Source organism: Xanthomonas sp. 1678 (genome assembly GCF_031455575.1).
GTDB lineage: Bacteria > Pseudomonadota > Gammaproteobacteria > Xanthomonadales > Xanthomonadaceae > Xanthomonas_A.
The window spans coordinates 42,401-65,363 of record NZ_JAVDSZ010000004.1 but is presented as its reverse complement, the minus strand read 5'-3'; the positions used below and the strand labels follow the sequence as shown (position 1 = coordinate 65,363).

Annotated in this window: 17 protein-coding genes; 12 read left to right on the top strand and 5 right to left on the bottom strand. The window is 69.7% G+C overall.

The window, feature by feature from the left end:
• Positions 1-85 precede the first annotated feature (85 nt).
• Both J2Y70_RS09515 and J2Y70_RS09510 read left to right on the top strand, forming a co-directional pair.
• On the top strand, positions 86-1,909 hold the full coding sequence (locus tag J2Y70_RS09515; protein WP_309916433.1) for a copper resistance system multicopper oxidase: 1,824 nt from the start codon (positions 86-88) through the stop codon (positions 1,907-1,909).
• A 479-nt stretch (positions 1,910-2,388) separates the two neighbouring features.
• A complete protein-coding gene (locus J2Y70_RS09510) occupies positions 2,389-3,339 on the top strand; it encodes a copper resistance protein B (protein ID WP_309917050.1) in 951 nt (316 codons plus the stop codon).
• Between the two features lie 177 nt (positions 3,340-3,516).
• On the opposite strand, the gene J2Y70_RS09505 is transcribed toward J2Y70_RS09510, so the two are convergent.
• Positions 3,517-3,990, bottom strand: a complete 474-nt coding sequence (locus J2Y70_RS09505; protein WP_309916430.1) for a hypothetical protein — start codon at positions 3,988-3,990, stop codon at positions 3,517-3,519.
• Positions 3,991-4,309: 319 nt separating this feature from the next.
• Positions 4,310-5,035: a TetR family transcriptional regulator gene (locus J2Y70_RS09500; RefSeq protein ID WP_309916427.1), complete on the bottom strand. Its 726-nt coding sequence runs from the start codon at positions 5,033-5,035 to the stop codon at positions 4,310-4,312.
• Positions 5,036-5,072: 37 nt separating this feature from the next.
• Between J2Y70_RS09500 and J2Y70_RS09495 the strand changes: the two genes are divergently transcribed.
• On the top strand, positions 5,073-6,266 hold the full coding sequence (locus J2Y70_RS09495; protein ID WP_309916424.1) for an NAD(P)/FAD-dependent oxidoreductase: 1,194 nt from the start codon (positions 5,073-5,075) through the stop codon (positions 6,264-6,266).
• A gap of 165 nt (positions 6,267-6,431) precedes the next feature.
• Here the strand turns inward: J2Y70_RS09495 and glmS are convergent, their stop codons facing one another.
• Complete coding sequence (gene glmS, locus J2Y70_RS09490; protein ID WP_309916421.1) at positions 6,432-8,264, bottom strand: glutamine--fructose-6-phosphate transaminase (isomerizing); 1,833 nt, start codon at positions 8,262-8,264, stop codon at positions 6,432-6,434.
• A gap of 296 nt (positions 8,265-8,560) precedes the next feature.
• On the opposite strand from glmS, the gene J2Y70_RS09485 reads away from it, so the two are divergent.
• The 9 genes from J2Y70_RS09485 to J2Y70_RS09440 all read left to right on the top strand — a co-directional run bounded on the left by J2Y70_RS09485 (position 8,561) and on the right by J2Y70_RS09440 (position 20,057).
• Positions 8,561-9,832: an efflux RND transporter periplasmic adaptor subunit gene (locus tag J2Y70_RS09485; protein WP_309916418.1), complete on the top strand. Its 1,272-nt coding sequence runs from the start codon at positions 8,561-8,563 to the stop codon at positions 9,830-9,832.
• Between the two features lie 182 nt (positions 9,833-10,014).
• Positions 10,015-10,737 (top strand): ABC transporter ATP-binding protein, encoded by a 723-nt coding sequence (locus J2Y70_RS09480; protein WP_263397113.1) that lies wholly within the window; start codon positions 10,015-10,017, stop codon positions 10,735-10,737.
• Between the two features lie 81 nt (positions 10,738-10,818).
• Positions 10,819-12,117, top strand: coding sequence for an ABC transporter permease (locus J2Y70_RS09475; RefSeq protein WP_309916413.1), 1,299 nt, complete (start codon positions 10,819-10,821; stop codon positions 12,115-12,117).
• A gap of 64 nt (positions 12,118-12,181) precedes the next feature.
• Positions 12,182-13,411 carry an FtsX-like permease family protein gene (locus J2Y70_RS09470; protein ID WP_309916409.1) on the top strand — a complete coding sequence of 410 codons (1,230 nt, stop codon included), beginning with the start codon at positions 12,182-12,184 and terminating at the stop codon, positions 13,409-13,411.
• Positions 13,412-13,460: 49 nt separating this feature from the next.
• Positions 13,461-14,762 carry an ABC transporter permease gene (locus tag J2Y70_RS09465; protein WP_309916406.1) on the top strand — a complete coding sequence of 434 codons (1,302 nt, stop codon included), beginning with the start codon at positions 13,461-13,463 and terminating at the stop codon, positions 14,760-14,762.
• Between the two features lie 37 nt (positions 14,763-14,799).
• Entirely contained in the window at positions 14,800-16,026 is a 1,227-nt protein-coding gene (locus J2Y70_RS09460; RefSeq protein ID WP_309916403.1) for an ABC transporter permease, read from the top strand.
• Positions 16,027-16,041: 15 nt separating this feature from the next.
• Positions 16,042-17,214, top strand: a complete 1,173-nt coding sequence (locus tag J2Y70_RS09455) for an ABC transporter permease (protein ID WP_309916401.1) — start codon at positions 16,042-16,044, stop codon at positions 17,212-17,214.
• 156 nt (positions 17,215-17,370) lie between these two features.
• Positions 17,371-18,708 carry a sigma-54-dependent transcriptional regulator gene (locus J2Y70_RS09450; RefSeq protein WP_369011084.1) on the top strand — a complete coding sequence of 446 codons (1,338 nt, stop codon included), beginning with the start codon at positions 17,371-17,373 and terminating at the stop codon, positions 18,706-18,708.
• Positions 18,705-20,057: a HAMP domain-containing sensor histidine kinase gene (locus J2Y70_RS09440; protein ID WP_309916398.1), complete on the top strand. Its 1,353-nt coding sequence runs from the start codon at positions 18,705-18,707 to the stop codon at positions 20,055-20,057. Before J2Y70_RS09450 ends, J2Y70_RS09440 begins: the two co-directional genes overlap by 4 nt.
• 363 nt (positions 20,058-20,420) lie before the next feature.
• On the opposite strand, the gene J2Y70_RS09435 is transcribed toward J2Y70_RS09440, so the two are convergent.
• On the bottom strand, positions 20,421-21,380 hold the full coding sequence (locus J2Y70_RS09435; protein ID WP_309916396.1) for a right-handed parallel beta-helix repeat-containing protein: 960 nt from the start codon (positions 21,378-21,380) through the stop codon (positions 20,421-20,423).
• 109 nt (positions 21,381-21,489) lie between these two features.
• Positions 21,490-22,854 carry a bifunctional UDP-N-acetylglucosamine diphosphorylase/glucosamine-1-phosphate N-acetyltransferase GlmU gene (gene glmU / locus J2Y70_RS09430; RefSeq protein WP_309916393.1) on the bottom strand — a complete coding sequence of 455 codons (1,365 nt, stop codon included), beginning with the start codon at positions 22,852-22,854 and terminating at the stop codon, positions 21,490-21,492.
• Positions 22,855-22,963 lie beyond the last annotated feature (109 nt).

Here is a 22,963-nt window from a genome sequence, read left to right as displayed (position 1 = left end):
GCGCCACTGCGGCCGCGCTTCCGCGCGCCGTCGTTTCCGCGCATGCACCGCTCAGGCGCTCGCGCATCGCATCGAGGCTTGCCCCATGAAACCACCTTCCTCCGGCCTGCCGGCCCTGCCGTCGCGGCGCCGTTTCGTCACCGGGCTGGCGCTGGGCGCCGCCGCCGGTCTCGGCGGCCTGTCGCTGCGCCCGGCGCAGGCCGCCGCGCTGGCACGCAACGGCGCCGTTCCCTACCAGCTGCACGGCACCGATTTCGACCTGAGCATCGGCAGCGCACGGGTCAACTTCACCGGGCGCGAGCGCCCGGCCATCACCGTCAACGGCAGCGTGCCCGCGCCGATCCTGCGCTGGCGCGAAGGCGACACGGTCGATGTGCGCGTCGCCAACCGCCTGCGCGGGCAGGCGCAGACCTCCGTGCACTGGCACGGCATCCTGCTGCCGGCCAACATGGACGGCGTGCCCGGCATGAGTTTCGACGGCATCTACCCCGGCGAGACCTACCGCTACCGCTTCACCCTGCGCCAGTCCGGCACCTACTGGTACCACAGCCATTCGCTGCACCAGGAGCAGGCCGGCCTGTACGGCGCCATCGTCATCGATCCGCTGCAGCCGCCGCCGTATCGCTACGACCGCGAGCACGTGCTGCTGCTGTCGGACTGGACCGACCTGGACCCGGCAGCGCTGTTCCGGCGGTTGAAGAAGATGCCGTCCTACGACAACACCTACCAGCGCACCGTCGGCGACTTCCTGCGCGACGCGCGCGAAGACGGGCTGCGCGCCACCCTCGCCGATCGCGGCATGTGGGGCCGCATGCGGATGACCCCGAGCGACCTGTCCGACGTCAACGCCAACACCTACACCTACCTGCTCAACGGCATCGCCCCGGACGGCAACTGGACCGGCGAATTCCGTCCCGGCGAAAAGATCCTGCTGCGCCTGATCAACGCCTCCAGCATGACCTACTTCGACGTGCGCATTCCCGGGTTGAAGATGACCGTGGTCGCCGCCGACGGCCAGTACGTGCACCCGGTGAGCGTGGACGAACTGCGCATCGCCGCAGCCGAGACCTACGACGTGCTGGTCGAGCCCAGCGGCCAGGATGCCTACACCGTGTTCGCTCAGGACATGGGCCGCACCGGTTACGCGCGCGGCACCCTGGCGGTGCGCCAGGGACTGCAGGCGCCGGTGCCGGCGAACGATCCGCGGCCGCTGCTGCGCATGCCGGACATGGGCCACGACATGGGCGGGCATGCCGGCATGGACCATGGCGGCGGCACGCCGATGCAAGGCATGCAGGGCGGCGGTGGCGCCAGCACGGGCATGGCCGGCATGGAGCATGCCGCGATGGACCACGGCGCTCATGCGGCCGCCGGCGCCGGCACCCCGCCCGCGCACCCGGCCAGCGAGCGAAGCAATCCGCTGGTGGACATGCAGTCCTCCGCCACCGCACCGAAGCTGGACGACCCGGGCATCGGCCTGCGCGGCAACGGCCGCCGCGTGCTGACCTACGCCGACCTGCACAGCCTGTTCGAGGACCCCGACGGCCGCGAGCCCGGGCGCGAGATCGAACTGCACCTGACCGGCAACATGGAGAAGTTCGCCTGGTCGTTCGACGGTATCCCGTTCGCCAGCGCCGAGCCGCTGCGGCTCAACTACGGCGAGCGCCTGCGCATCGTGCTGGTCAACGACACGATGATGCAGCACCCGATCCACCTGCACGGCATGTGGAGCGACGTGGAGGACGCCGCAGGCCGGTTCCAGGTGCGCAAGCACACCGTGGACATGCCGCCGGGCACGCGCCGCAGCTACCGCGTGCGCGCCGATGCGCTGGGCCGCTGGGCCTACCACTGCCATCTGCTGTACCACATGGACGGCGGCATGATGCGCGAAGTGCGGGTGGACGCATGAACGCCGCGCCGCTCGCCACGCTCGCGCAGGCCATCGGTCTGGCGCTGCTGTTCGCGCATGGCGCTGCGCATGCGCAGCATGTGCATGCGACTGCAAGCGATGCCGACCCAGCCGCTACCGTTCCCATAGCCGCCCCTGCGCCTGCGTCCGCATCGTGCGAGTGCCCGTCACCCGACGACCGGACACTCATGCACACCCCGCCGCCGCCCGCTGACGCCGGCAACGCTGACGCAGCGATGGCCCATGCCGGCATGGACCATGCCGCGATGGGCCATGTCGCACACACCGACGCTGCGCCGACCGCCCCGGCGGCGAGCGATGGCGGCATGCAGCACGTGGGCATGGACCACGCAGCACATGGCGCCCACGCCATGCCGAACACTGCAGACATGCAGCACACGGGCATGGACCATGCCGCACACACCGGCACTGCGCCGACCGCCCCGGCGGCGAGCGATGGCGGCATGCAGCACGTGGGCATGGACCACGCAGCACATGGCGCCCACGCCGTGCCGGAGACTGCGGACGTGCAGCACACAGGCATGGACCACACCACGATGGAACACGGCACGCCAACCACGCCGCATGCCGATCACGCCATGCACGACCCTGCCATGCCCGACCACGCCGGAACGCCGCACGCCGCTGCGGCAGCGGCGGCTGCAACGCCGCCAGCCGCGGCATGCACCTGCACGGGTGCGCCCGCTGCGGCCCTGCCGCGCGAGCCGATCCCGCCGCTCACCGACGCCGACCGCGCCGCCGCATTCCCGACCCTGCGCGCGCACACCATGCAGCATGGCCCGGCGCGCACCGGCTACCTGCTGTTCGATCGGCTGGAGGGCTGGGACGCCGACCACGGCAGCGGCCAGGCCTGGGAGGCCAGCGCCTGGTATGGCGGCGACATCGATCGGCTTTGGCTGCGCAGCGAAGGCGAGCGCAGCGGCGGCCGCACCGAAGCGGCGGACCTGGAGGCGCTGTACGGTCACGCGGTGTCGCCCTGGTGGGATCTGCTGGTCGGAGTCAAACAGGATTTCGCCCCGGGCGACGCGCGCACCTCGGCCGCGTTCGGCGTGCAGGGCATGGCGCCGTACAAGTTCGAAGTCGCCGCCACGCTGTACGTCGGCGAAGGCGGCAGCGCCAGCGCCCGCCTGGAAGGCGAATACGACGTGCTGCTGAGCAATCGCTGGATCCTGCAGCCGCGGCTGGAAGCGGAGGCGGCGTTCGCCGACGATCGCGCACACGGCATCGGCAGTGGCCTGTCCACGCTGGAAGCCGGATTGCGCCTGCGCTACGAGATCAGCCGCCGCTTCGCGCCGTATCTCGGCGTGGTCCACGAGCGCGCGTTCGGCGCGACTGCGGACTATCGGCGCGAGGCGGGAGAAGCCGCACGCGACACGCGTGTGGTGGCGGGCGTGCGGGTCTGGTTCTGAGGCTGTTCGAGCGCTCCTGGCTCCCTGTAGGAGCGGCTTCAGCCGCGACAGGCGTTACCGATGGATCCTGTCGCGGCTGAAAGCCGCTCCTACAGCACCGCGCCAACTGCATCGGCATCAAGTGCAACATGCCAACGCCACGGTGGCCCGGAACGCTTCGTTGCAGTTTTGCGCCGCTCAAGCGCGCAGCGAACCACCCTCCCCGATCCGCCACTCGCGCGGCGGCCGCAACGCGCCCAGCGTGCGCACCAGTTCCTGATAGCTGCGCGCCAGTTGCCCGAACAACCCGGCATCGCTGTCGCGGGTTTCGGCGACCTCGTAGTAGGCGCCGCGACCCAGCTCGATGAAGTAGTCCACGCTGACCCGGCGCCGCGCGGCCATGCCGGGAAACAGCCCGGCGATCAGCAGGCAGCCGTCGCCGACCTCGCGCAGCGCGTCGGCGCGGGCGCGCCCGACCTGCTCCTGCGCATGCAGCCAGGCCAGCGCCTGGGTGCGCGACAGCAGATGCCCGTCGGCCTGGTAGCGCAGCAGCACGAACACCAGATAGCTCTCGCGCGACTCGTCCAGCGGCCGGCCCAGCCGCTGCCCTGCCTCGTGCACCAGCGCCTGCCACAGTTCGGCCGGCGCCCCCTGTCTGAAAGACTCGTACATACGTCCTCCTGCGTGGTGGGAACCCTCGCCGAAAGCTTATGCATAAGCTGGGCCACTGCGTTGGCAGCCGGCCGCGGCGGCTGCCAATCCGGCGTGCGTGGGTGCGCGGCGAACCACGGAAGCCTGTTACGCGGATGCCGCGCGACGCGGCAATCACCGACATGCGTGCGTGGAATCGGTGCGACATGCACCGACGACCAGCGGCGATCCGGCACCGAAGAGGCTCGCGACCAAAACAATGTCACATGGCGCCAGCATGTTGACCAGCACCGCTCCGCTACACGCGCCATGCCGGCACCGTGACGCGACGCCGACCCCGCTACTTCTTTTTGGTGGCGATCTTGCGGGCCGGTACGGCGGCCGGCTGCGCCTGCGCGCGCCCTGCCAGACCATGCAGGATCAGGTCGATGCCGGCCAGGAAATCCACCCGGTCGTCATGCGTGCGCAGTTGTACGGCCATGCCGCGCACGAACGGGTACGTGTCCGCATCCAGCCGCGACCACGCATTCGCCACCGCATCCAGGAAATCGGATCTGACGATGCCGCGCACGCGCGCGCGCTGCGTGTTGGCCGCGTTCTGCCCGGCAACGCCGAGCACATAGCTCAACAACGCGGAGACCGCCGCCCACTGCTCGTGGTCCGGCACGCCAAGCGCACGCACCTGCTGGCCGATGCGTTCGACGATGCGCACGATCGGCAACTCGCCGGGTGCGCCGGTGAGCGCCGACCCCATCCACGGATGCGCATCGATCGCGTCGAACATGCCCAGCGCCAGCGCGCGGATCGCCGCCTCCGGCGTGGCGTCGGCGGAGGGCGCGTGCAAGGTGCGCGCGACGATGGCGTCGCAGGCGGCGGTCAGCAGATCGCGCTTGTCGGCGACGTGCCAATACAGCGCACCGGGGCCGGTGGCGAGCCGTTCGGACAGCGCGCGGAAGGTCAGGCCGCCCTCGCCGCCGCTGTCCAGCAGCGTGATCGACGCGTCCACGATCTGTTCGCGCGAGAGCGATTCCTCGCGTCGCGGGGTGCCGCGCATTGTCTTGGCCATGCCCCATGTTGACACGGATGGAACGCCATTCCAATATGTGGAACGACGTTCCATACGTACGCGCACCCGCCCCGGCGCGCCCACTCGACCAAGGATTCAGATGCACACCCCCATCGCGATCATCGGCGCCGGACTCGGCGGGCTCATGCTCGCCCGCGTGCTGCACGTGCATGGCATCGCCGCGACGATCTTCGAAGCCGAGGCCTCGGCGGATGCCCGCCCGCAAGGCGGCCTGCTCGATATCCACACCTACAACGGCCAGCGCGCGCTCAAGGCCGCGGGTCTCTACGACGCGTTCCTGGGTCTCGTGCTTCCCGGCGCGGATGCGAAGCGGGTCGTCGACAGCCAAGGCACCGTCCTGATCGACAGGCCCGACATGGGCAGCGGCGGCAGGCCCGAAGTGGATCGCGGCAACCTGCGCCGGCTCCTGCTCGACTCGCTTCCCGCCGGCACCATCCGCTGGGGACACAAGCTGGCCGCGGTCGCTCCGCTCGCCGACGCGCGGCACCTGCTGCGCTTCGCCGACGGCGCGACGGTAACCACCGATCTGCTCGTGGGTGCGGACGGCGCCTGGTCGCGGGTGCGTCCGCTGCTGTCCGATTCAGTGCCCGCCTACGCCGGCACCTCGTTCGTCGAGACCTGCCTGTTCGACGGCGACAACCGCCACCCAGCCAGCGCGCAGGCGATCGGCGGCGGCACGCTGATGGCGGTCGCGCCGGGCAAGGGTATCCTCGCCCACCGCCATGCCGATGGGACGCTGCAGACCTACGTGTCGCTGAACAGGCCGGAGGAGTGGTTCGCGCGCCTGAACTTCGCCGACCCGGCGACCGCGCTGGCCCGCGTCGCCGCAGAATTCGCCGGCTGGGCGCCTGCGCTGACCGCACTCATCACCGACGGCGACACCGCTCCCGTGCTGCGCCCGATCCATGCGCTGCCGATCGGGCACCGCTGGGAACGCACGCCCGGGGTGACATTGCTCGGCGATGCGGCGCACCTGATGTCGCCGTTCGCCGGCGAAGGCGCCAACCTGGCGCTCCACGACGGCGCCGAACTTGGCAAGGCCATCGTCGCCAATCCCGGCGATGTTGAAGCCGCGCTCACCGCGTACGAAAGCGAGATGTTCCCGCGCAGCGCGGCCTTTGCCGAAGAGTCCGCGCAGAATCTCGCGATGTTCTTCGACGCCGACGCGCCGCAGGGCCTGGTCGCGTTCTTCAACAGCGTGGCCGGGTAGCGAAACGGTGACGCAGAGGCTGCAGGACCGCGCCGCGCAGGCATCGGACATCGGGCATCGGCCGCGCAGCGCTTGTGACGCTGGCGATGCGCCAGAGATGTCCATGCACGACGCAGGCCGGCCTGCACGGACAACCAGACCGGCCTAAGCAACGCGCGCCTGCGGCTACTCCACCGTCACCGACTTGGCCAGGTTGCGCGGCTTGTCCACGTCGGTGCCGCGCGCCAGCGCGGTGTGATAGGCGAGCAACTGCACCGGGATGGTGTGCACCACCGGGCTGAGCAGGCCGGCGTTGCGCGGCGTGCGGATCACGTGCACGCCTTCGGATTCGCTGAAGTGGCTGTCCTGGTCGGCAAACACGAACAGCTCGCCGCCGCGCGCGCGCACTTCCTGCATGTTGGACTTCACCTTCTCCAGCAGCGCGTCGTTGGGCGCGATCACCACCACCGGCATGCTCGCGTCGACCAGCGCCAGCGGGCCGTGCTTGAGTTCGCCGGCCGGGTAGCCCTCGGCGTGGATGTAGGTGATTTCCTTGAGCTTGAGCGCGCCTTCCAGCGCGATCGGGTAATGCAGGCCGCGGCCAAGGAACAAGGCGTTGTGCTTGTCGGCGAAGCGCTCGGCCCACACCGCGATCTGCGGCTCCAGGTTCAGCGCGTGCTGCACGCTGCCCGGCAGGTAGCGCAGTTGCTCCAGGCACTCGGCTTCCTGGGCGGCGCTCAGGCGTCCGCGCAGCTTGGCCAGCACGCAGGTGAGCTGGAACAGCGCCGCCAGCTGGGTGGTGAAGGCTTTGGTCGAGGCCACGCCGATCTCGGCGCCGGCGCGCGTGTACAGCACCAGTGCGCTGGCGCGCGGGATCGCGCTCTCGGGCACGTTGCAGATCGACAGGGTCTTGGCGTGGCCCAGCGACTTGGCGTATTTCAGCGCCTCCATCGTGTCCAGGGTTTCGCCGGACTGGGAGATGGTGACGATAAGCTGCCGCGGATTGGCGTGGGCGGCGCGGTAGCGGTACTCGCTGGCGATCTCCACGCTGCACGGCAGCCCGGCGATCGACTCGATCCAGTAACGCGCGGTCAGCCCGGCGTAGTAGCTGGTGCCGCAGGCGAGGATCTGCACGCCGTCGATGTCGGCCAGCAGCGCGTCGGCGTTGCGGTCGAACAGCGTCGTCTCGAAACCGCCGGCATCGAACAGCGCTTCCAGCGTGTCGGCCAGCGCGCGCGGCTGTTCGTGGATTTCCTTCTGCATGAAGTGGCGGTACGGGCCCAGCTCCAGCGAGGCCAGCGACACTTCGGACATGTGCACTTCGCGCTGCACCGGCCGGTTCTCGGCGTCGTACACCTGCACGTCGGCACGGCGCAGTTCGGCGGTGTCGCCCTCTTCCAGGAAGATTACCCGGCGCGTGGCCTGGATCACCGCCGACACGTCGGAGGCGATGAAGTTCTCGCCTTCGCCCAGGCCGATCAGCAGCGGGCAGCCCATGCGCGCGCAGACCAGCACGTCCGGCCGCGACTTGCTGACCGCGGCCAGCGCGTAGGCGCCGGTCAGTTCCTTCACCGCGGCCTGCAGCGCCGCCAGCAGCGAAAGCCCCTGCGACGCGTGGTGGTGGATCAGGTGCGCGATGACCTCGGTATCGGTCTGCGACTCGAACACGTAGCCCAGCGCGCGCAGGCGCTCACGCTGCTGCTCGTGGTTCTCGATGATGCCGTTGTGCACCAGCGCCAGGTCGCCGTGGCTGACGTGCGGATGCGCGTTGGCCTCGGTGACGCCGCCGTGGGTGGCCCAGCGGGTATGGCCGATGCCCAGCGTGGCGTGGACGTCCTCGGCCAGCGCGGCGCTTTCCATCTCCGCCACGCGCCCGGTGCGGCGTACCCGGCGCACGTGATCGCCGGCGACCACGGCAATGCCGGAGGAGTCGTAGCCGCGGTACTCCAGACGCTTCAGGCCTTCGATCAGCACCGGCACCACGTCCCGCTCCGCAATCGCACCCACGATCCCGCACATAGCCGCACCCTTCGCCGAAAGATCGCCATTCTAGCGATGTCCGCTGAATGTCCCACAGGACCTCACGGCGCGACCGGAACAGGCCACGCCCTGTCCAAGCGCGTTCCTATTGAGCAGCCTTGGCCTTCTAATCGCGCCACGGCCTGCTCGATCGCACCGGACACGGTGTCCGCGAACGCGTCCGCGGACACCCGGACAGCCTTCCGCCCCACAAAAAAATATTATTTTTCAAATGCTTGCGATTGGCACGCAGCATGCTTTGGATTGGTTCATCTCCACTGCGCCGACCCGACCCGATGATCCGCGACACTTCCGCCCAGGACCAGGTTCTCGCCCGCCCCCGCTCCGCCGCCGCCTGGCGCCGCTGGTTCTGGCCCGCGCTGGTCGGCCTGGCGGTGCTGCTCGGCATCGCCTTCGCCGCGCGCGGCTGGATCGCCGGCAGCCGCTCGTTCGATGCGCAACGCGTACGCATCGCCACGGTCAGCCGCGGCGACCTAGTCCGCGACATCTCCGCCGACGGGCGCCTGATCGCCGCCAACAGCCCGACCCTGTACGCGATCTCCGGCGGCACGGTGAGCCTGAAGGTGGTCGCCGGCGACGTGGTCAAGCAGGGCCAGGAGCTGGCCGAGATCGACAGCCCCGAACTGCGCAGCAAGCTCGCCCAGGAAGAGGCGACGCTGGCCGGCCTGGAGGCCGAGGCCGGCCGCGCCGACCTGGATGCGGTGCTGGCGCGCGCCAACGCCAGCAAGCTGGTCGACCAGGCGCAGATCGAGCGGCAGGCCGCCAGCCGCGACCTGGAACGCTACCAGCGCGGCTACGACGGCGGTGCGGTGCCGGCGGTGGAACTGGCCAAGGCGCAGGATTCGCTGAAGAAGGCCGACATCGCGATGAGCCATGCGCAGAAGGATTCCGGCCTGCAGACCCAAGGCGCCGGCCTGGACGCGCGCAACAAGCGCCTGCTGGCCGAGCGCCAGCGCGCGGTGGTGACCGAGGTGAAGCGGCAGGTGGAGCTGCTGACGCTGCGCTCGCCGTTCGACGGCCAGGTCGGCCAGGTGCAGGTGTCCCAGCACACCAACGTCGCCGCCAACGCGCCGGTGCTGAGCGTGGTCGATCTGTCCAAGTTCGAACTGGAGATCAAGGTGCCGGAAAGCTTCGCCCGCGACCTGGCGATCGGCATGCCGGCGCAGCTGACCAGCGGCGCCGGCGAGCCGTTCGCCGGCGCGATCTCGGCGGTGTCGCCGGAAGTGGTCAACGGCGAGGTCAACGCGCGCATCCGTTTCACCGACAAGCAGCCGCCCGGCCTGCGCCAGAGCCAGCGCATGAGCGCGCGGGTGCTGCTGGATACCCGCAAGAACGTGCTCAAGCTCGAGCGCGGCCCGTTCGTCGAACAATCCGGCGGCCGCTACGCCTACGTGATGGACGGCAGCTCGGCGATCCGCCGCCCGGTGGAGCTCGGCGTCACCAGCCTGGGCGAGGTCGAGGTGCGTTCGGGCCTGCAGCCCGGCGACCGCGTCGTCGTCTCCGGCAGCGACCTGTTCGGCGAGGCGCCGCAGGTGACGGTGCATTGAAGCCGGGACTCGGGACTCGGGACCGGGGACTCGGAAAAGCAAACGCAAGATGCAGAACAACTGAATTTCGGCGGGGAGACGGGTAACGAAGCGTGAGCTTTTCGAGTCCCGAGTCCCGAGTCCCCAGTCCCCAGTCCCCAGTCCCGGCACCACAACATCACTCCTAGCGAAGGAACCACCTCATGCTCGAAATGCGCTCCGTCTCCAAGGTCTTCCGCACCGAACAGGTCGAAACGCACGCGTTGCGCTCGCTGGACCTGCATGTGCGCGAAGGCGAATTCGTCGCCGTCACCGGGCCGTCCGGCTCCGGCAAGACCACCTTCCTCAACATCGCCGGGCTGCTGGAGACCTTCACCAGCGGCCAGTACGTGCTCGATGGGCAGGACGTCAGCAACCTCAACGACGACGCGCGCTCGCGCATGCGCAACCAGAAGATCGGTTTCATCTTCCAGGGCTTCAACCTGATCCCCGACCTCAACCTGTTCGACAACGTCGATGTGCCGCTGCGCTACCGCGGCATGGCCGCGGCCGAACGCAAGCAGCGCATCGAGGACGCGCTGGGCCGGGTCGGGCTCGGCTCGCGGATGAAGCACTACCCGTCCGAACTGTCCGGCGGCCAGCAGCAGCGTGCGGCGATCGCGCGTGCGCTGGCCGGCAGCCCGCGCCTGCTGCTGGCCGACGAACCGACCGGCAACCTGGACTCGCAGATGGCGCGCGGGGTGATGGAACTGCTGGAAGAGATCAACGCGCAGGGCTCGACCATCGTCATGGTCACCCACGACCCGGAACTGGCCGCGCGCGCGCAGCGCAACGTGCACATCGTCGATGGCCAGGCCACCGACCTGCAGCGCGAACCGGTGCTGGCGCATGCGGCGATCGGCACCATCCCCAACGTCGCGCGCTGAGCGAACCTACCCGGCCCGGCGCTGCGCGCCATCGCCATCCCACCCATCGTCGCCACCCGCAGCGCCCGCCCGGAGCCACCCATGTTCGGCTACTACTTCCGCCTCGCCTTGCGCAGCTTCCGCCGCAACAAGATCCTCACCGCCCTGATGGTGCTGGCCATCGCGCTGGGCATCGGCGCCAGCATGACCACGCTGACCGTGTTCTACGTGCTCTCGGGCGACCCGATCCCGCACAAGAGCGACCGGCTTTTCTACGTACAGGTAGACGCGCTGCCGAAGGCCGGCTTCCAACCCGGCGAGGAACCTGATTTCCAGAACACGCGCTACGACTCCGAAGCGCTGTTGCGCGAGAAACGGGCCAAACGGCAGGCGCTGATGACCGGCGGATCGGTGGCGGTGGAACCGCACAAGAGCGGGCTGAAACCGTTCAAGTCGGAAGTGCGCTTCACCTCGGCGGACTTCTTCCCGATGTTCGACACGCCGTTCCTGTACGGCCGCGGCTGGACCGGGGTGGAAGACGAGCGCCACGAGCGCGTGGTGGTCATTACCAAGAAGCTCAACGAAAAGCTGTACGACGGCGCCGACAGCGTCGGCCGCGAGCTGCGCATGGACCAGAACACGTTCCGCATCGTCGGCGTGCTCGACACCTGGGAGGCCAATCCGCGCTTCTACGACATCAACAATACCTACGGCTCCGACGAGCAGGCCTACCTGCCGTTCTCGGTCGCGATGGACCTGAAGATGGACCGCAACGGCAGCATGAACTGCTTCGGCGACAGCGAGGGCGACAACACTTCGCTTAACGCGCCGTGCACCTGGGTGCAGTACTGGGTGGAACTGGAGAACCCGGCGCAGGCCGCCGACTACAAGGCCTACCTGGAAAACTACTCCAGCCAGCAGCGCGCCGCCGGCCGCTTCCAGCGCCCGAACAACGTGCGCCTGCGCAGCGTGATGGAGTGGCTGGACGTGGTGAAGGTGGTGCCCAGCGACGTGCGCCTGCAGCTGTGGCTGGCGATGGGCTTCCTGCTGGTGTGCCTGCTCAACACCGTCGGCCTGCTGCTGGCCAAGTTCCTGCGCCGCAGCGGCGAGATCGGCATCCGCCGCGCGCTCGGCGCCTCGCGCCGCGCGATCTTCGCCCAATGCCTGGTGGAGGCCGGCACCATCGGCCTGGCCGGCGGCATCGCCGGCCTGGGGCTTGCCCTGCTCGGCCTGTGGGCGGTGCGCCAGCAGCCGGCCGACTACGCCAAGCTCGCCCACCTGGATCCGAAGATGCTGGCGTTGACCTTCGCCATGGCCCTGGTCGCCAGCCTGCTGGCGGGCCTGCTGCCGTCGTGGCGCGCGATCCAGGTCGCGCCGGCGCTGCAGCTCAAATCGTCCTGACCCTCACGCCCGCCGCTCGGCGGCGGGCCGACCGCCAACGAAGGTCCCTCACAAGGTTATCGCCATGGACATCCGCCCCATCCTTTCCACCTTGCGCCGGCACAAGACCGCCGCCGCGCTGATCGTGTTCGAGATCGCACTGGCCTGCGCGATCGTGTGCAATGCGCTGTTCCTGATCGGCAACCGCATCGAGACCCTGCAGCGGCCCAGCGGCATCGCCGAGTCGGAACTGGTGACGGTCGCGCTGGGCGGCATCGGCCAGCAGGTCAATGCCGCCGCGCGCACCCGCGAGGACCTGGCCGCGCTGCGCGCGGTGCCGGGCGTGCGCAGCGCGACCGTACTCAACCAGGTGCCGTTCGTGCGCTATTCCTGGAACACCAGCCTGTCGCTGACCCCGGACCAGGAGCGGCCCACGCTCAATGCGGCGCAGTACATGGCCGAGGAAAGCAGCCTGAAGACCCTGGGCCTGCGCCTGGCCGCCGGGCGCGACTTCGCCCCCGACGAGTACGTCGACCTGGAAGCCGCGCAGAGCAACCGCACCGTGCGCGACAAGGGCACCGCGATCATCCTCAACCGCGCCACCGCGGAAAAGATGTTCCCCGGGCAGAACGCGCTGGGCAAGACGATCTACACCGGGCCCACGCCGCTGCGCGTGGTCGGCATCGTCGAGACGCTGGCGCGTCCGAACGCGGCCGCCAGCGGCCTGGGCGACATCGACTACGCGATGCTGCTGCCGCTGCGCCTGAGCTACACCGACGGCCTGTACGTGCTGCGGGTCGCCGATCCGGCGCGGCGCCAGGAAGTGCTGGCCGCAGCGGTCGCGGCGCTGATGAAGGTGGACAGCAGCCGGCTGGTGCTCAAGCAGGAGACCTATGCCGAGATCCGCGACAAGTACTTCCAGGGCGACCGCGCGATGGTGTGGCTGCTCGGCGCGGTGTGCATCGCGTTGCTGATCGTGACCGCGCTGGGCATCGTCGGCCTGGCCAGTTTCTGGGTGCAGCAGCGCACCAAGCAGATCGGCATTCGTCGCGCGCTCGGCGCCACCCGCGGGCAGATCCTGCGCTACTTCCAGACCGAAAACTTCCTGCTGGCCAGCACTGGCATCGTGCTCGGCATGCTGCTGGCATATGCGATCAACCAGTGGCTGATGGGCAAGTACGAACTGCCGCGGCTGCCGCTGTACTACCTGCCGTTCGGCGCGCTGACCCTGTGGCTGCTCGGCCAGATCGCGGTGTTCGCGCCGGCGCGCCGCGCCGCGGCGGTGCCTCCGGCTGTCGCCACGCGCAGCGCTTGACGTGTCCCCTTGGCCGGCGTCATGCCGGCCCTTTTTTTTAGGACTCCCGATGTTCGGCTACTACTGCAAACTGGCGCTGCACAGCTTTCGTCGCAACCGGTTGCTGACCGCGTTGATGGTGCTCGCCATCGCGGTCGGCATCGGCGCCTCGATGACCACGCTGACCGTGTTCCACGTGCTGGCCGCCGATCCGATCCCGGGCAAGAGCGCGCAGCTGTTCTACGTGGAGATGAACGTCTATCCGGACGACAAGTACGAACCGGCTGGCGAGGAGCCGCTGCAGCTGACCCGCCGCGACGCCGAGGCGCTGTTGCGCGACAAGCGCGGCGATCGCCAGGCGATGATGTCCGCCGGCGGCGTCACCGTGGTCCCGGTCAAGGCCGAGCAGACGCCGCTCGATGTCGAGGCGCGCTTCACCTCGGCCGACTTCTTCCCGATGTTCGCCGTGCCGATGCGCTACGGCCATCCCTGGAACGCCGAAGACGACACGCGCCGCGCGCGGGTGGCGGTGCTCTCGCGCAAGCTCAACGCGCGGCTATTCGGCGAGGTGGACAGCGTCGGGCGCGACCTGCAGCTCGGCGACAACGTCCTGCGCATCGTCGGCGTGACCGACGACTGGAGCATGAACCCGCGCTTCTACGACCTGACCAACACCGAATACGGCGACAGCGAGGACATCTTCATCCCGTTCTCGACCTCGCGCGACCTGAAGATGGGCATGAGCGGCACCATGGAGTGCTGGGGCAACAGCGGCGATGGCCGCGACAGCGAGAACGCGCCCTGCGCCTGGATCCAGTACTGGGTGGAACTCGCCGACGCCGGCAAGCGCGCCGCCTACCGCGATTACCTGGACGGCTACGCGCGCCAGCAACACGATGGCGGCCGCTTCACCCACCCCGCCGACGTGCGCCTGAGCGACGTGATGGCATGGCTGGACCGCAACCATGCGGTACCGGCCGACGTGCGCCTGCAACTGTGGCTGGCGCTGGTGTTCCTGGGCATCTGCCTGCTCAACACCGTCGGCCTGATGCTGGCCAAGTTCCTGCGCCACGGCGGCGAGATCGGCGTGCGCCGGGCCCTGGGCGCATCGCGCCGCGCGATCTTCGCCCAGCATCTGGTGGAAGCCGGCATGATCGGCGCGGCGGGCGGCATGGCCGGCCTGCTGCTGGCCTGGCTCGGCCTGTGGCTGGTGCGCCGGCAACCGGCCGACTATGCCGCACTGGCGCACATGGACGGCAGCATGCTGTTCGTCGCACTGGCGTTGACGTTGGGAAGCAGCCTGCTGGCCGGCGCATTGCCTGCATGGCAGGCCATGCGCGTGCAGACCGCCATGCAACTCAAGTCGCAGTGACGCGCTACGCGTCCCCCTTCCTGCCAGGAACGCCCCCGTGCCTATCCGCCCCATCCTCTCCAGCCTGCGCAAGCACAAGATCGCCGCACTGCTCATCGTGCTGGAGATCGCCTTCAGCTGCGCCGTGGTATGCAATGCGCTGTTCCTGATCGGCACGCGCCTGCACAACATGCAGCGCCCGACCGGCGTGGCGGAAGCGCATCTGGTCTACGTCAAGGTCGGCAGCGTGCTCGGCAGCGGCGATGCCGCCGCGCTCACCCGCGAGGACCTGGATGCGCTGCGGCGCATTCCCGGCGTGCGCAACGCCAGCGTCATCAACCAGCCGTTGTTCGGCAGCTCGATCGGCGCCAGCGGCATCTCGCTCGGCCCGGACCAGCAACGCGCCACCCTGAGCGCCACCAACTACTTCGGCGACGCGCAGCTGCTGGACACGCTGGGGCTGAAGCTGGTCGCCGGCCGCGGCTTCAACGCCGACGAATTCCTCGACCACGCGCGCTTGATGGACCCCAACGACGATGCCGTCGTTCCCTCGGTGATCCTGAGCCAAGCCCTGGCCCAGCGCCTGTTCCCCGGGCAGTCGGCGATCGGCAAATCGATCTACGTGTACGGCCAGCAGCGGGTGGTGGGCGTGGTCGAGCGCCTGGTGCAGCCGCGCGACTACGGCTCGGCCACCGATTACGAAAGCACCATGCTGTTCCCGGTGAACATGCCCTACACCCGCGGCACCTACGTGCTGCGCGTGGACGATCCGGCGCAGCGCGAGGCGGTGCAACAGCAGGCGCGCAAGCTGCTGCTGGCGCACGGCCCGCGGCGCATGATCCGCGACAAGAGCAGCGTGTCGCTGGAACAGGCACGCGCGACCTACTACCGCAACGACCGCGCGATGGCCTGGCTGCTGGCCGGCGTGTGCGTGATGTTGCTGCTGATCACCGCGCTGGGCATCGTCGGCCTGGCCAGTTTCTGGGTGCAGCAGCGCACCAAGCAGATCGGCGTGCGCCGCGCGCTCGGCGCCACGCGCGGCCAGGTGCTGCGCTACTTCCAGTTGGAGAATTTCCTGCTCGCCAGCGTCGGCATCGTGCTGGGCATGTTGCTCGCCTATGCCGCCAACCTGTACCTGATGAGCGCCTACGAACTGGAACGGCTGCCGCTGTGGTATCTGCCGGTCGGCGCGCTGGCGCTGTGGCTGCTCGGCCAGCTCGCGGTGCTCGGCCCGGCGCGGCGCGCCACCCGCGTGCCGCCGGCGGTCGCCACGCGCAGTGCATGACGGACGACGCTGGCCATGGATCGCTTCCTGGTCTCGCTGCGCCGGCACACGCTGCTGGCGACGCTGATCGTGCTGCAGATGGCGATCAGCTACCCGGTGCTGCTCGCCCTGGGCACGCTGGCCAACCAGGCGCATGCGCGCATGCAGGCGACCAGCGGCATTGACGACGACGCGCATCTGCTGACGCTGCGACTCGGCGGCCGGGTATCCGCCGCGGCGGCGCAGCGCGAGGCGGCGGCCTTGCGCGCCGTACCCGGCGTGTTGTACGTCGCGGCAATCAACCAATTGCCGTTCGGGCCCGAGCGCTGGGACACCCTGATGGGACCACGCGCCGACGGTGCCGGCGGGCAGTTCCAGGCCAGCACCTACCTCGGCGATCCCGGACTGCTGGCGGCGCTGGGCCTGCGCCTGCAGCGCGGCCGCGACTTCACCAGCGACGAGTATCACGATCTCGCATCGCCCTCTGCGCTGAACCTCGCGCAGCGGGTGATCCTGACCCGGCCGCTGGCGGCGCGGCTGTTCCCGAATGGCGATGCGCTCGGACAGATGGTGCATCTGGGCGGCAAACCGCCTGCGCGGGTGATCGGCATCGTCGAGCAGCTGCGCGCGCCTGGCGAGGGCGGCGAGGACAGCGCCATCCTGCCGTTGCGCCTGCACGATCGCAGCAACGCGCTGTACGTGTTGCGGGTCGCGGCCGGCGATCCGGCACGGGTCCGCGCGCGACTGGCGGCGGACGCGGAGCGGATCGCGCCGGGGCGGCTGCACGAACTGAGCAGCGCCGGCGAGCTGCGCCTGCAGCGACTGCGCCTGCATCGCCATCGGCTGATGCTGTTGGCCGCGGGTGCGGCGCTGTGGCTGTTCGGCACGCTCGCGACGGTCTACGCCATCAGCGAAGCGATGGTGCGCCAGCGCTACCGGCAGATCGCGCTGCGGCGCGCGCTCGGCGCGCGCGCGGCACAGATCCGTAGCCATCTGCGCTGCGAGAACCTGTTGCTGTGCGGCCTGGGCATCGCCATGGGCATGGTGGTCGCCGCGCTGCTGCGGCGGATCCTGCTCGAGTATCCTGCGCTGTCGCCGCCGCCCCTGTATCCGCTGGCCATCGCGCTGCTGTTGCTCGGTGGCGGCTGGCTGGCGATGCGTGGCCCGGCCGAACGCGCCGCGCGGCTGTCGCCTGCCGCGTACCGGTGATGCGCATGATCGCTGTGACGACACCGCACTACGCGCGACCACACGTGCCGGCTGCCTGCCGCCCATGGCGTACACGACAAGCCACGCCGGGGCTGCGATGATGCCGCCTCGTCCCGCATCCGCCGGTTCCGCCCCGGCCATCCGACAAGGCTCCCGATGCCCTGCATCCTGATCATCGACGACAACCCCGCCGTCGCCACCGCGCTCGAGGTGCTGTTCTCCCTGCACGACATCGACACGGTGCACGCGGACAGCCCGGATGCCGGACTGCAGCGCCTGTCCGAAGGCGACATCGACCTGGTGCTGCAGGACATGAACTTCACTGCGGACACCACCTCGGGCGAGGAAGGCGTGGCACTGTTCGATGCGATCCGCGCGCGCCACCCGGACCTGCCGGTGATCCTGCTCACCGCCTGGACCCAGCTCAGCAGCGCGGTGGAACTGGTCAAGGCCGGCGCCGCCGACTACCTGGCCAAGCCCTGGGACGACCGCAAGCTGCTGACCACGGTCAACAACCTGCTGGAGCTGTCCGAGGCGCGGCGCGAACTGGAACGGCGCCGCGACGGCGAACGCCGCCATCGCCAGCAGCTGGCGCAGCGCTACGAACTGCGCGGCGCGGTGTTCGCCGACCCGGCCAGCGAGCGCGCCATCGCCCTGGCCTGCCAGGTCGCGCGCTCGGAACTGCCGGTGCTGATCACCGGCCCCAACGGCAGCGGCAAGGAGAAGATCGCAGAGATCATCCAGGCCAATTCGCCGATGCGGCAGGGCCCGTTCGTGGCGCTGAACTGCGGCGCGATTCCGGCCGAGCTGATCGAGGCCGAACTGTTCGGCGCCGAAGCCGGCGCCTACACCGGCGCCAACAAGGTCCGCGAAGGCAAGTTCGAAGCCGCCGATGGCGGCACCCTGTTCCTGGACGAGATCGGCAACCTGTCGCTGGCCGGGCAGATGAAACTGCTGCGCGTGCTGGAGACCGGGCGCTTCGAACGGCTGGGCTCCAACCGCGAACGCCAGGTCAAGGTGCGGGTGATCAGCGCCACCAACGCCGACCTCACCACGATGATCCGCGACGGTGCGTTCCGCGAGGATCTGTACTACCGGCTCAACGCGGTGGAGCTGTCGCTGCCGGCGCTGGCCGACCGCCCCGGCGACATCCTGCCACTGGCCGAGCACTTCCTGTCCGGCGCCAAGCCGCTGTCGGCCGGCGCGGCGCAGGCGCTGCAGCGGCATGCCTGGCCGGGCAACGTGCGCGAGCTGCGCAACGTGATCCAGCGTGCCGAGCTGCTGGCCGGCGGCCGCCAGATCGACGCCGCCGATCTCAACCTGCCCAAGCCGGCCCCGCAGCGCCCCGCCGCCGGCGCCGAACCGGACCGCGAACGCATCGTCGCGGTGCTGGGCCGCGCCAACGGCGTCATCGCCCAAGCCGCGAACGAACTGGGCATGAGCCGGCAGGCGCTGTACCGGCGCATGGACCGCTACGGAATCCCGCGCGAATGAAACTGCGCCGCTCCTTCACCGCCGCCCTGTTCCTGCGCCTGCTGCCGGTGCTGGCGCTGGCCGCGGCGACGCCGTGGCTGCTGGCGTACTGGATGGACCGTGGCTGGGAAGTGGTGACGTTCTCGGCGCTGCTGCTGCTGGCGCTGATGTGGTGGACGCTGCGCCGCGCCACCGCGCCGATGCGCTCGCTGTTCCGCGCCCTGGCCGGCACCGTCAGCAGCTACCGCGACGGCGAATACAACTTCGGCGTGCACTGGCGCGGCGACGACGAATTGGGCGAGATGGTCGCCGCGCACCGGCAGCTGGGCGAGATCCTGCGCGAACAACGCCAGGGCCTGGCGCAACGCGAACTGATGCTCGACACCATGGTGCAGAACACGCCGGTGGCGATGCTGCTGACCTCCAACGGCGGCGACGGCCTGCGCCGCGTGGTGTTCTCCAACCTGGCCGCGCGCAAGCTGCTGCACGGCGGCTGGAAACTGGAAGGCCAGCGCCTGGACGACCTGCTGCTGGGCATGCCGCCGGCGCTGCGCGAGGCCGTGGCGCGCGGCGGCGACAGCCTGTTCACCATCGATGACGACGAGGATCCGGAAGAGGAGCAGGTCTACCATCTGTCGCGGCGCCGCTTCCGCCTCAACGGCCGCCCGCACGAACTGCTGCTGATCCGCCTGCTCACCGCCGAACTGCGCCGCCAGGAAGTGCATACCTGGAAGAAGGTGATCCGGGTCATCAGCCACGAATTGAACAATTCGCTGGCACCGATCGCCTCGCTGGCGCATTCGGGCGCCGAACTGGTGCGGCGGCAGAAGGTGGAGCGGCTGGAGGAAGTCTTCGGCACCATCGAGGAACGCGCGCGGCACCTGGAAGGCTTCATCCGCGGCTACGCGCGCTTCGCCAAGCTGCCGCAACCGCAGTTGCAGACCGTGCACTGGGCGCAGTTCCTCGGCGGATTGCAGCAGCAGATTCCGTTCGCGCTGGAGCTGGAGGCGCCCGACCTGCACAGCCGGGTCGATCCGGCGCAGCTGCAGCAGGCCTTGCTCAACCTGGTCAAGAACGCGCACGAATCCAGCCCCGAAGGCCTGGCGCCGGCCGACAGCGTGCGTATCCGCGTCTCCACCCGGCCCGAGTGGCTGCGCATCGAGGTGCTGGACCGCGGCAGCGGCATGAACGAGGCGGTGCTGCAGAACGCGCTGATGCCGTTCTATTCGACCAAGCGCAACGGCACCGGCCTGGGCCTGGCGCTGACCCGCGAGATCATCGAAGCGCACGGCGGCCGCCTGTCGCTGCAGAACCGCGACGAAGGCGGACTGTGCGTAGCGGTGCAGTTGCCGCTGGCGTCTGGTAGCTAACGTCTCGCGCTCGTCTGTAGGAGCGGCTTCAGCCGCGACAGGCACTAACCGGAGTGCCTGTCGCGGCTGAAGCCGCTCCTACAGGGTGGTGCGCACTCTCTGCGGCGCGCTCACTCGTGCACGGTGCCGCTCTCGGCGATACGCGGCGTGCTGAGCGCGCCGCAGGCGTCGTCGGCGCCGGTGGTGCAGCTGCCGCTGGCATCGAGCAAGCGCATTCGATGCAGGCGACGTCACTCGATGGTGTCCCTGTGGGGGCGACTTCAGTCGCGACAGGCTTTCCGGTAGAGCCCGTCGCGACTGAAGTCGCTCCCACAGTCTGTCCGCAAGCGTCCAGCACATACACGAAGGCCCGCGCTGCTCATCTCACTCGCGAATCGTGCCGCTCTCGGCGATGCGCGGCGTGCTGAGCGCGCCGCAGGCGTCGTCGGCGCCGGTGGTGGCGGTGGCGGGAATCGCGCCGTAGTAACCGGCGCCGACCGTATTGTCGATGAAGCGTCCGCCCTGCGACGGGCATTCGCCCTGGTCCAGGTCGAACCAGTCGGAGAACGCGGCGTACTTGCCGGCGCGCACGAAGCGGTTGCCGCGCACCTCGGCGGCGTCGGACGCATCGCGGGTGCGCACCACGTCGCCGTTGACGTCGGTGAAGGTGTTGTCCTTCACCACATTGCCTGTCGAATGCCGCGCCAGGTACAGCGCATGGATGTAGCCGGAGGTTTCCTTGCTGTTCTCGATCGCGTTGAACTGGTTGCCGACGATCAGGTTGTCGCGGGAGTTCTGCAGCCGGATCGCCGCATACGAGTACGCCGGACTGCCCTGGCCGTGGATGCCGCCGATGCGGGTGAAGCGCATGCCACGGATCTCGTTGCCGCTGTTGCCGTCGGCCGCCGCGTTGCTGCTGCCCAGGTCCATCGCCATCCAGTAGTCGCTGACCTCCAGGCCGACGAACTGCAGCTGGGTGCGCTGGTTGCCGCCGCCGCGCAGGGTGAACCAGGTGCCGCCGCCAGCGCCGTCGAAGCGCGGCATCGTCGCCGCATCGGCCGCGGCGACGATGCGCAACGGCGCGCCGTTGCGGAACGTCCAGCGGACCGACTGGCCGACATAGGTGCCGGGCGCGACCACGATCTCCACTTCCGTCTGCGGCGACTTCGCCTGCAGCCGCTGCTGCGCCGTAACCAGGGTCTGCAGCGCGGTCGCCGCGCTGGTCCCGTCCGCGGTGTCGTCGCCGTCCGGCGCCAGGTACAAACGAAAGGTCTGCGCCTGCACGGCACCCGCCGTGATCAGCAACAGCGCCAGCATCCACCACCGCGCGCATCGTGCCTGCATCGAACACCTCCCAGGGTCGTCGCGACGCCGGCACCGTGTGTTGCCGGCTGCGCCACCTTAGCGCGGCGCCGCCGCTGCGATTGCGAAGCCGGTCACGCTGCGCGGCCGGCTATTTCTTCTTCGGCCGCTTCCAGTCTTCGTGCGTGCTCTGGCGTACCCGCGCCACGGTGAGTTGGCCGGGCGGCGCATCGCGGGTGATCACCGAACCGGCGCCGATGGTCGCGCCGCTGCCGATCGCCAGCGGCGCGACCAGCGCGCTGTTGGAGCCGACGAAGACGTCGTCGCCGATGGTGGTCTGCCACTTGTTCACGCCGTCGTAGTTGCAGGTGATCACGCCGGCGCCGACGTTGACCCCGCTGCCGATCGTCGCATCGCCGAGATAGCTCAGATGGTTGGCCTTGCTGCCGACGCCGAGCACCACCTTCTTGGTCTCGACGAAGTTGCCGATGTGCACGCCGTCGGCCAGCACGGTGCCGGGCCGCAGCCGCGCGAACGGGCCGATCTGCACCGCGCCCTCGGTGATCACGCCCTCCAGGTCGCAGTGCGCGCGCACTTCGGTGCCCGGCCCCAGCACCACGTCCTTCAGCCGCACGAACGGGCCGATGCTGACCCCGTCGCCCAGTTCCACCTCGCCCTCCAGCACCACGTTCACGTCGATGCACACGTCGCGGCCCACGCGCACGCGGCCGCGCTGGTCCAGGCGGTTGGGGTCGAGCACGTGCGCGCCCTGCGCGCACAGCGCGCGCGCGGCGCGCAGCTGCCAGGCGCGTTCCAGCTGCGCCAGCTGCCACGGGTCGTTGGCGCCTTCGGCCTCGGTCGGGTCGGCCACCAGCACCATCTCCGCCGGGGTGAATTCGGCGGCGGCGGCGGCGAACACGTCGGTGAGGTAGTACTCGCCCTGCGCGTTGTCGCTGCGCAGCTGTGCCAGCCAGCGCTTGAGCGCGGTGGATTCGGCGGTGACGATGCCGGTGTTGATGGCGCGGATGTGGCGCTGCTCGTCGTCGGCATCCTTGTGCTCGACGATCGCGGCGACCTTGCCTGCCGCGTCGCGCACGATGCGCCCGTAGCCGCTGGGATCCTCGGGCTCGGCCACCAGCACCGCCAGCCGCCCCGGCGAGTGCAGCAGGCGCAACAGGGTATCGGCGCGGATCAGCGGCACGTCGCCGTACAGCACCAGCACGGTGGCCGCATCGGGCACCGCGGCCATCGCCTGCTGCACCGCATGCCCGGTGCCCAGCTGCTGCGCCTGCTCGGCCCACAGCAGGTCCGGCTGGTCGGCGAAGGCGGCGCGCACCGCATCGCCGCCGTGGCCGTAGACGATGTGGATCGCCGCCGGCTGCAGGTGGCGGGCGGTCTCGATCACGTGGGCCAGCATCGGCCGGCCGGCGATCGGTTGCAGCACCTTGGCCTTGGCGGACTTCATCCGCTTGCCCGCACCGGCGGCAAGGATCACGACGTGCAGGGGCAGGCTCATGGGGAGGTTCCGTTCCGGGTAAAGGAGGATTTTAGAGGCAGCCGCGGATGCGTGCCGCAACCGCGCGCGATCGCGACGCCGCGGCATTTACATCCGCGCGGCAGACGCT

Excerpts from the sequence above, each read along its gene's own strand:
- J2Y70_RS09440 (WP_309916398.1), top strand. The coding sequence starts at position 18,705 with ATGAAACTGCGCCGCTCCTTCACCGCCGCCCTGTTCCTGCGCCTGCTG.
- J2Y70_RS09455 (WP_309916401.1), top strand. The coding sequence starts at position 16,042 with ATGGATCGCTTCCTGGTCTCGCTGCGCCGGCACACGCTGCTGGCGACG.
- glmU (WP_309916393.1), bottom strand. The coding sequence starts at position 22,854 with ATGAGCCTGCCCCTGCACGTCGTGATCCTTGCCGCCGGTGCGGGCAAG.
- J2Y70_RS09500 (WP_309916427.1), bottom strand. The coding sequence starts at position 5,035 with ATGGCCAAGACAATGCGCGGCACCCCGCGACGCGAGGAATCGCTCTCG.
- J2Y70_RS09470 (WP_309916409.1), top strand. The coding sequence starts at position 12,182 with ATGGACATCCGCCCCATCCTTTCCACCTTGCGCCGGCACAAGACCGCC.
- J2Y70_RS09510 (WP_309917050.1), top strand. The coding sequence starts at position 2,389 with ATGGACCACGCAGCACATGGCGCCCACGCCGTGCCGGAGACTGCGGAC.
- J2Y70_RS09480 (WP_263397113.1), top strand. The coding sequence starts at position 10,015 with ATGCTCGAAATGCGCTCCGTCTCCAAGGTCTTCCGCACCGAACAGGTC.
- glmS (WP_309916421.1), bottom strand. The coding sequence starts at position 8,264 with ATGTGCGGGATCGTGGGTGCGATTGCGGAGCGGGACGTGGTGCCGGTG.
- J2Y70_RS09435 (WP_309916396.1), bottom strand. The coding sequence starts at position 21,380 with ATGCAGGCACGATGCGCGCGGTGGTGGATGCTGGCGCTGTTGCTGATC.
- J2Y70_RS09475 (WP_309916413.1), top strand. The coding sequence starts at position 10,819 with ATGTTCGGCTACTACTTCCGCCTCGCCTTGCGCAGCTTCCGCCGCAAC.
- J2Y70_RS09450 (WP_369011084.1), top strand. The coding sequence starts at position 17,371 with ATGCCCTGCATCCTGATCATCGACGACAACCCCGCCGTCGCCACCGCG.
- J2Y70_RS09505 (WP_309916430.1), bottom strand. The coding sequence starts at position 3,990 with ATGTACGAGTCTTTCAGACAGGGGGCGCCGGCCGAACTGTGGCAGGCG.
- J2Y70_RS09485 (WP_309916418.1), top strand. The coding sequence starts at position 8,561 with ATGATCCGCGACACTTCCGCCCAGGACCAGGTTCTCGCCCGCCCCCGC.
- J2Y70_RS09515 (WP_309916433.1), top strand. The coding sequence starts at position 86 with ATGAAACCACCTTCCTCCGGCCTGCCGGCCCTGCCGTCGCGGCGCCGT.
- J2Y70_RS09465 (WP_309916406.1), top strand. The coding sequence starts at position 13,461 with ATGTTCGGCTACTACTGCAAACTGGCGCTGCACAGCTTTCGTCGCAAC.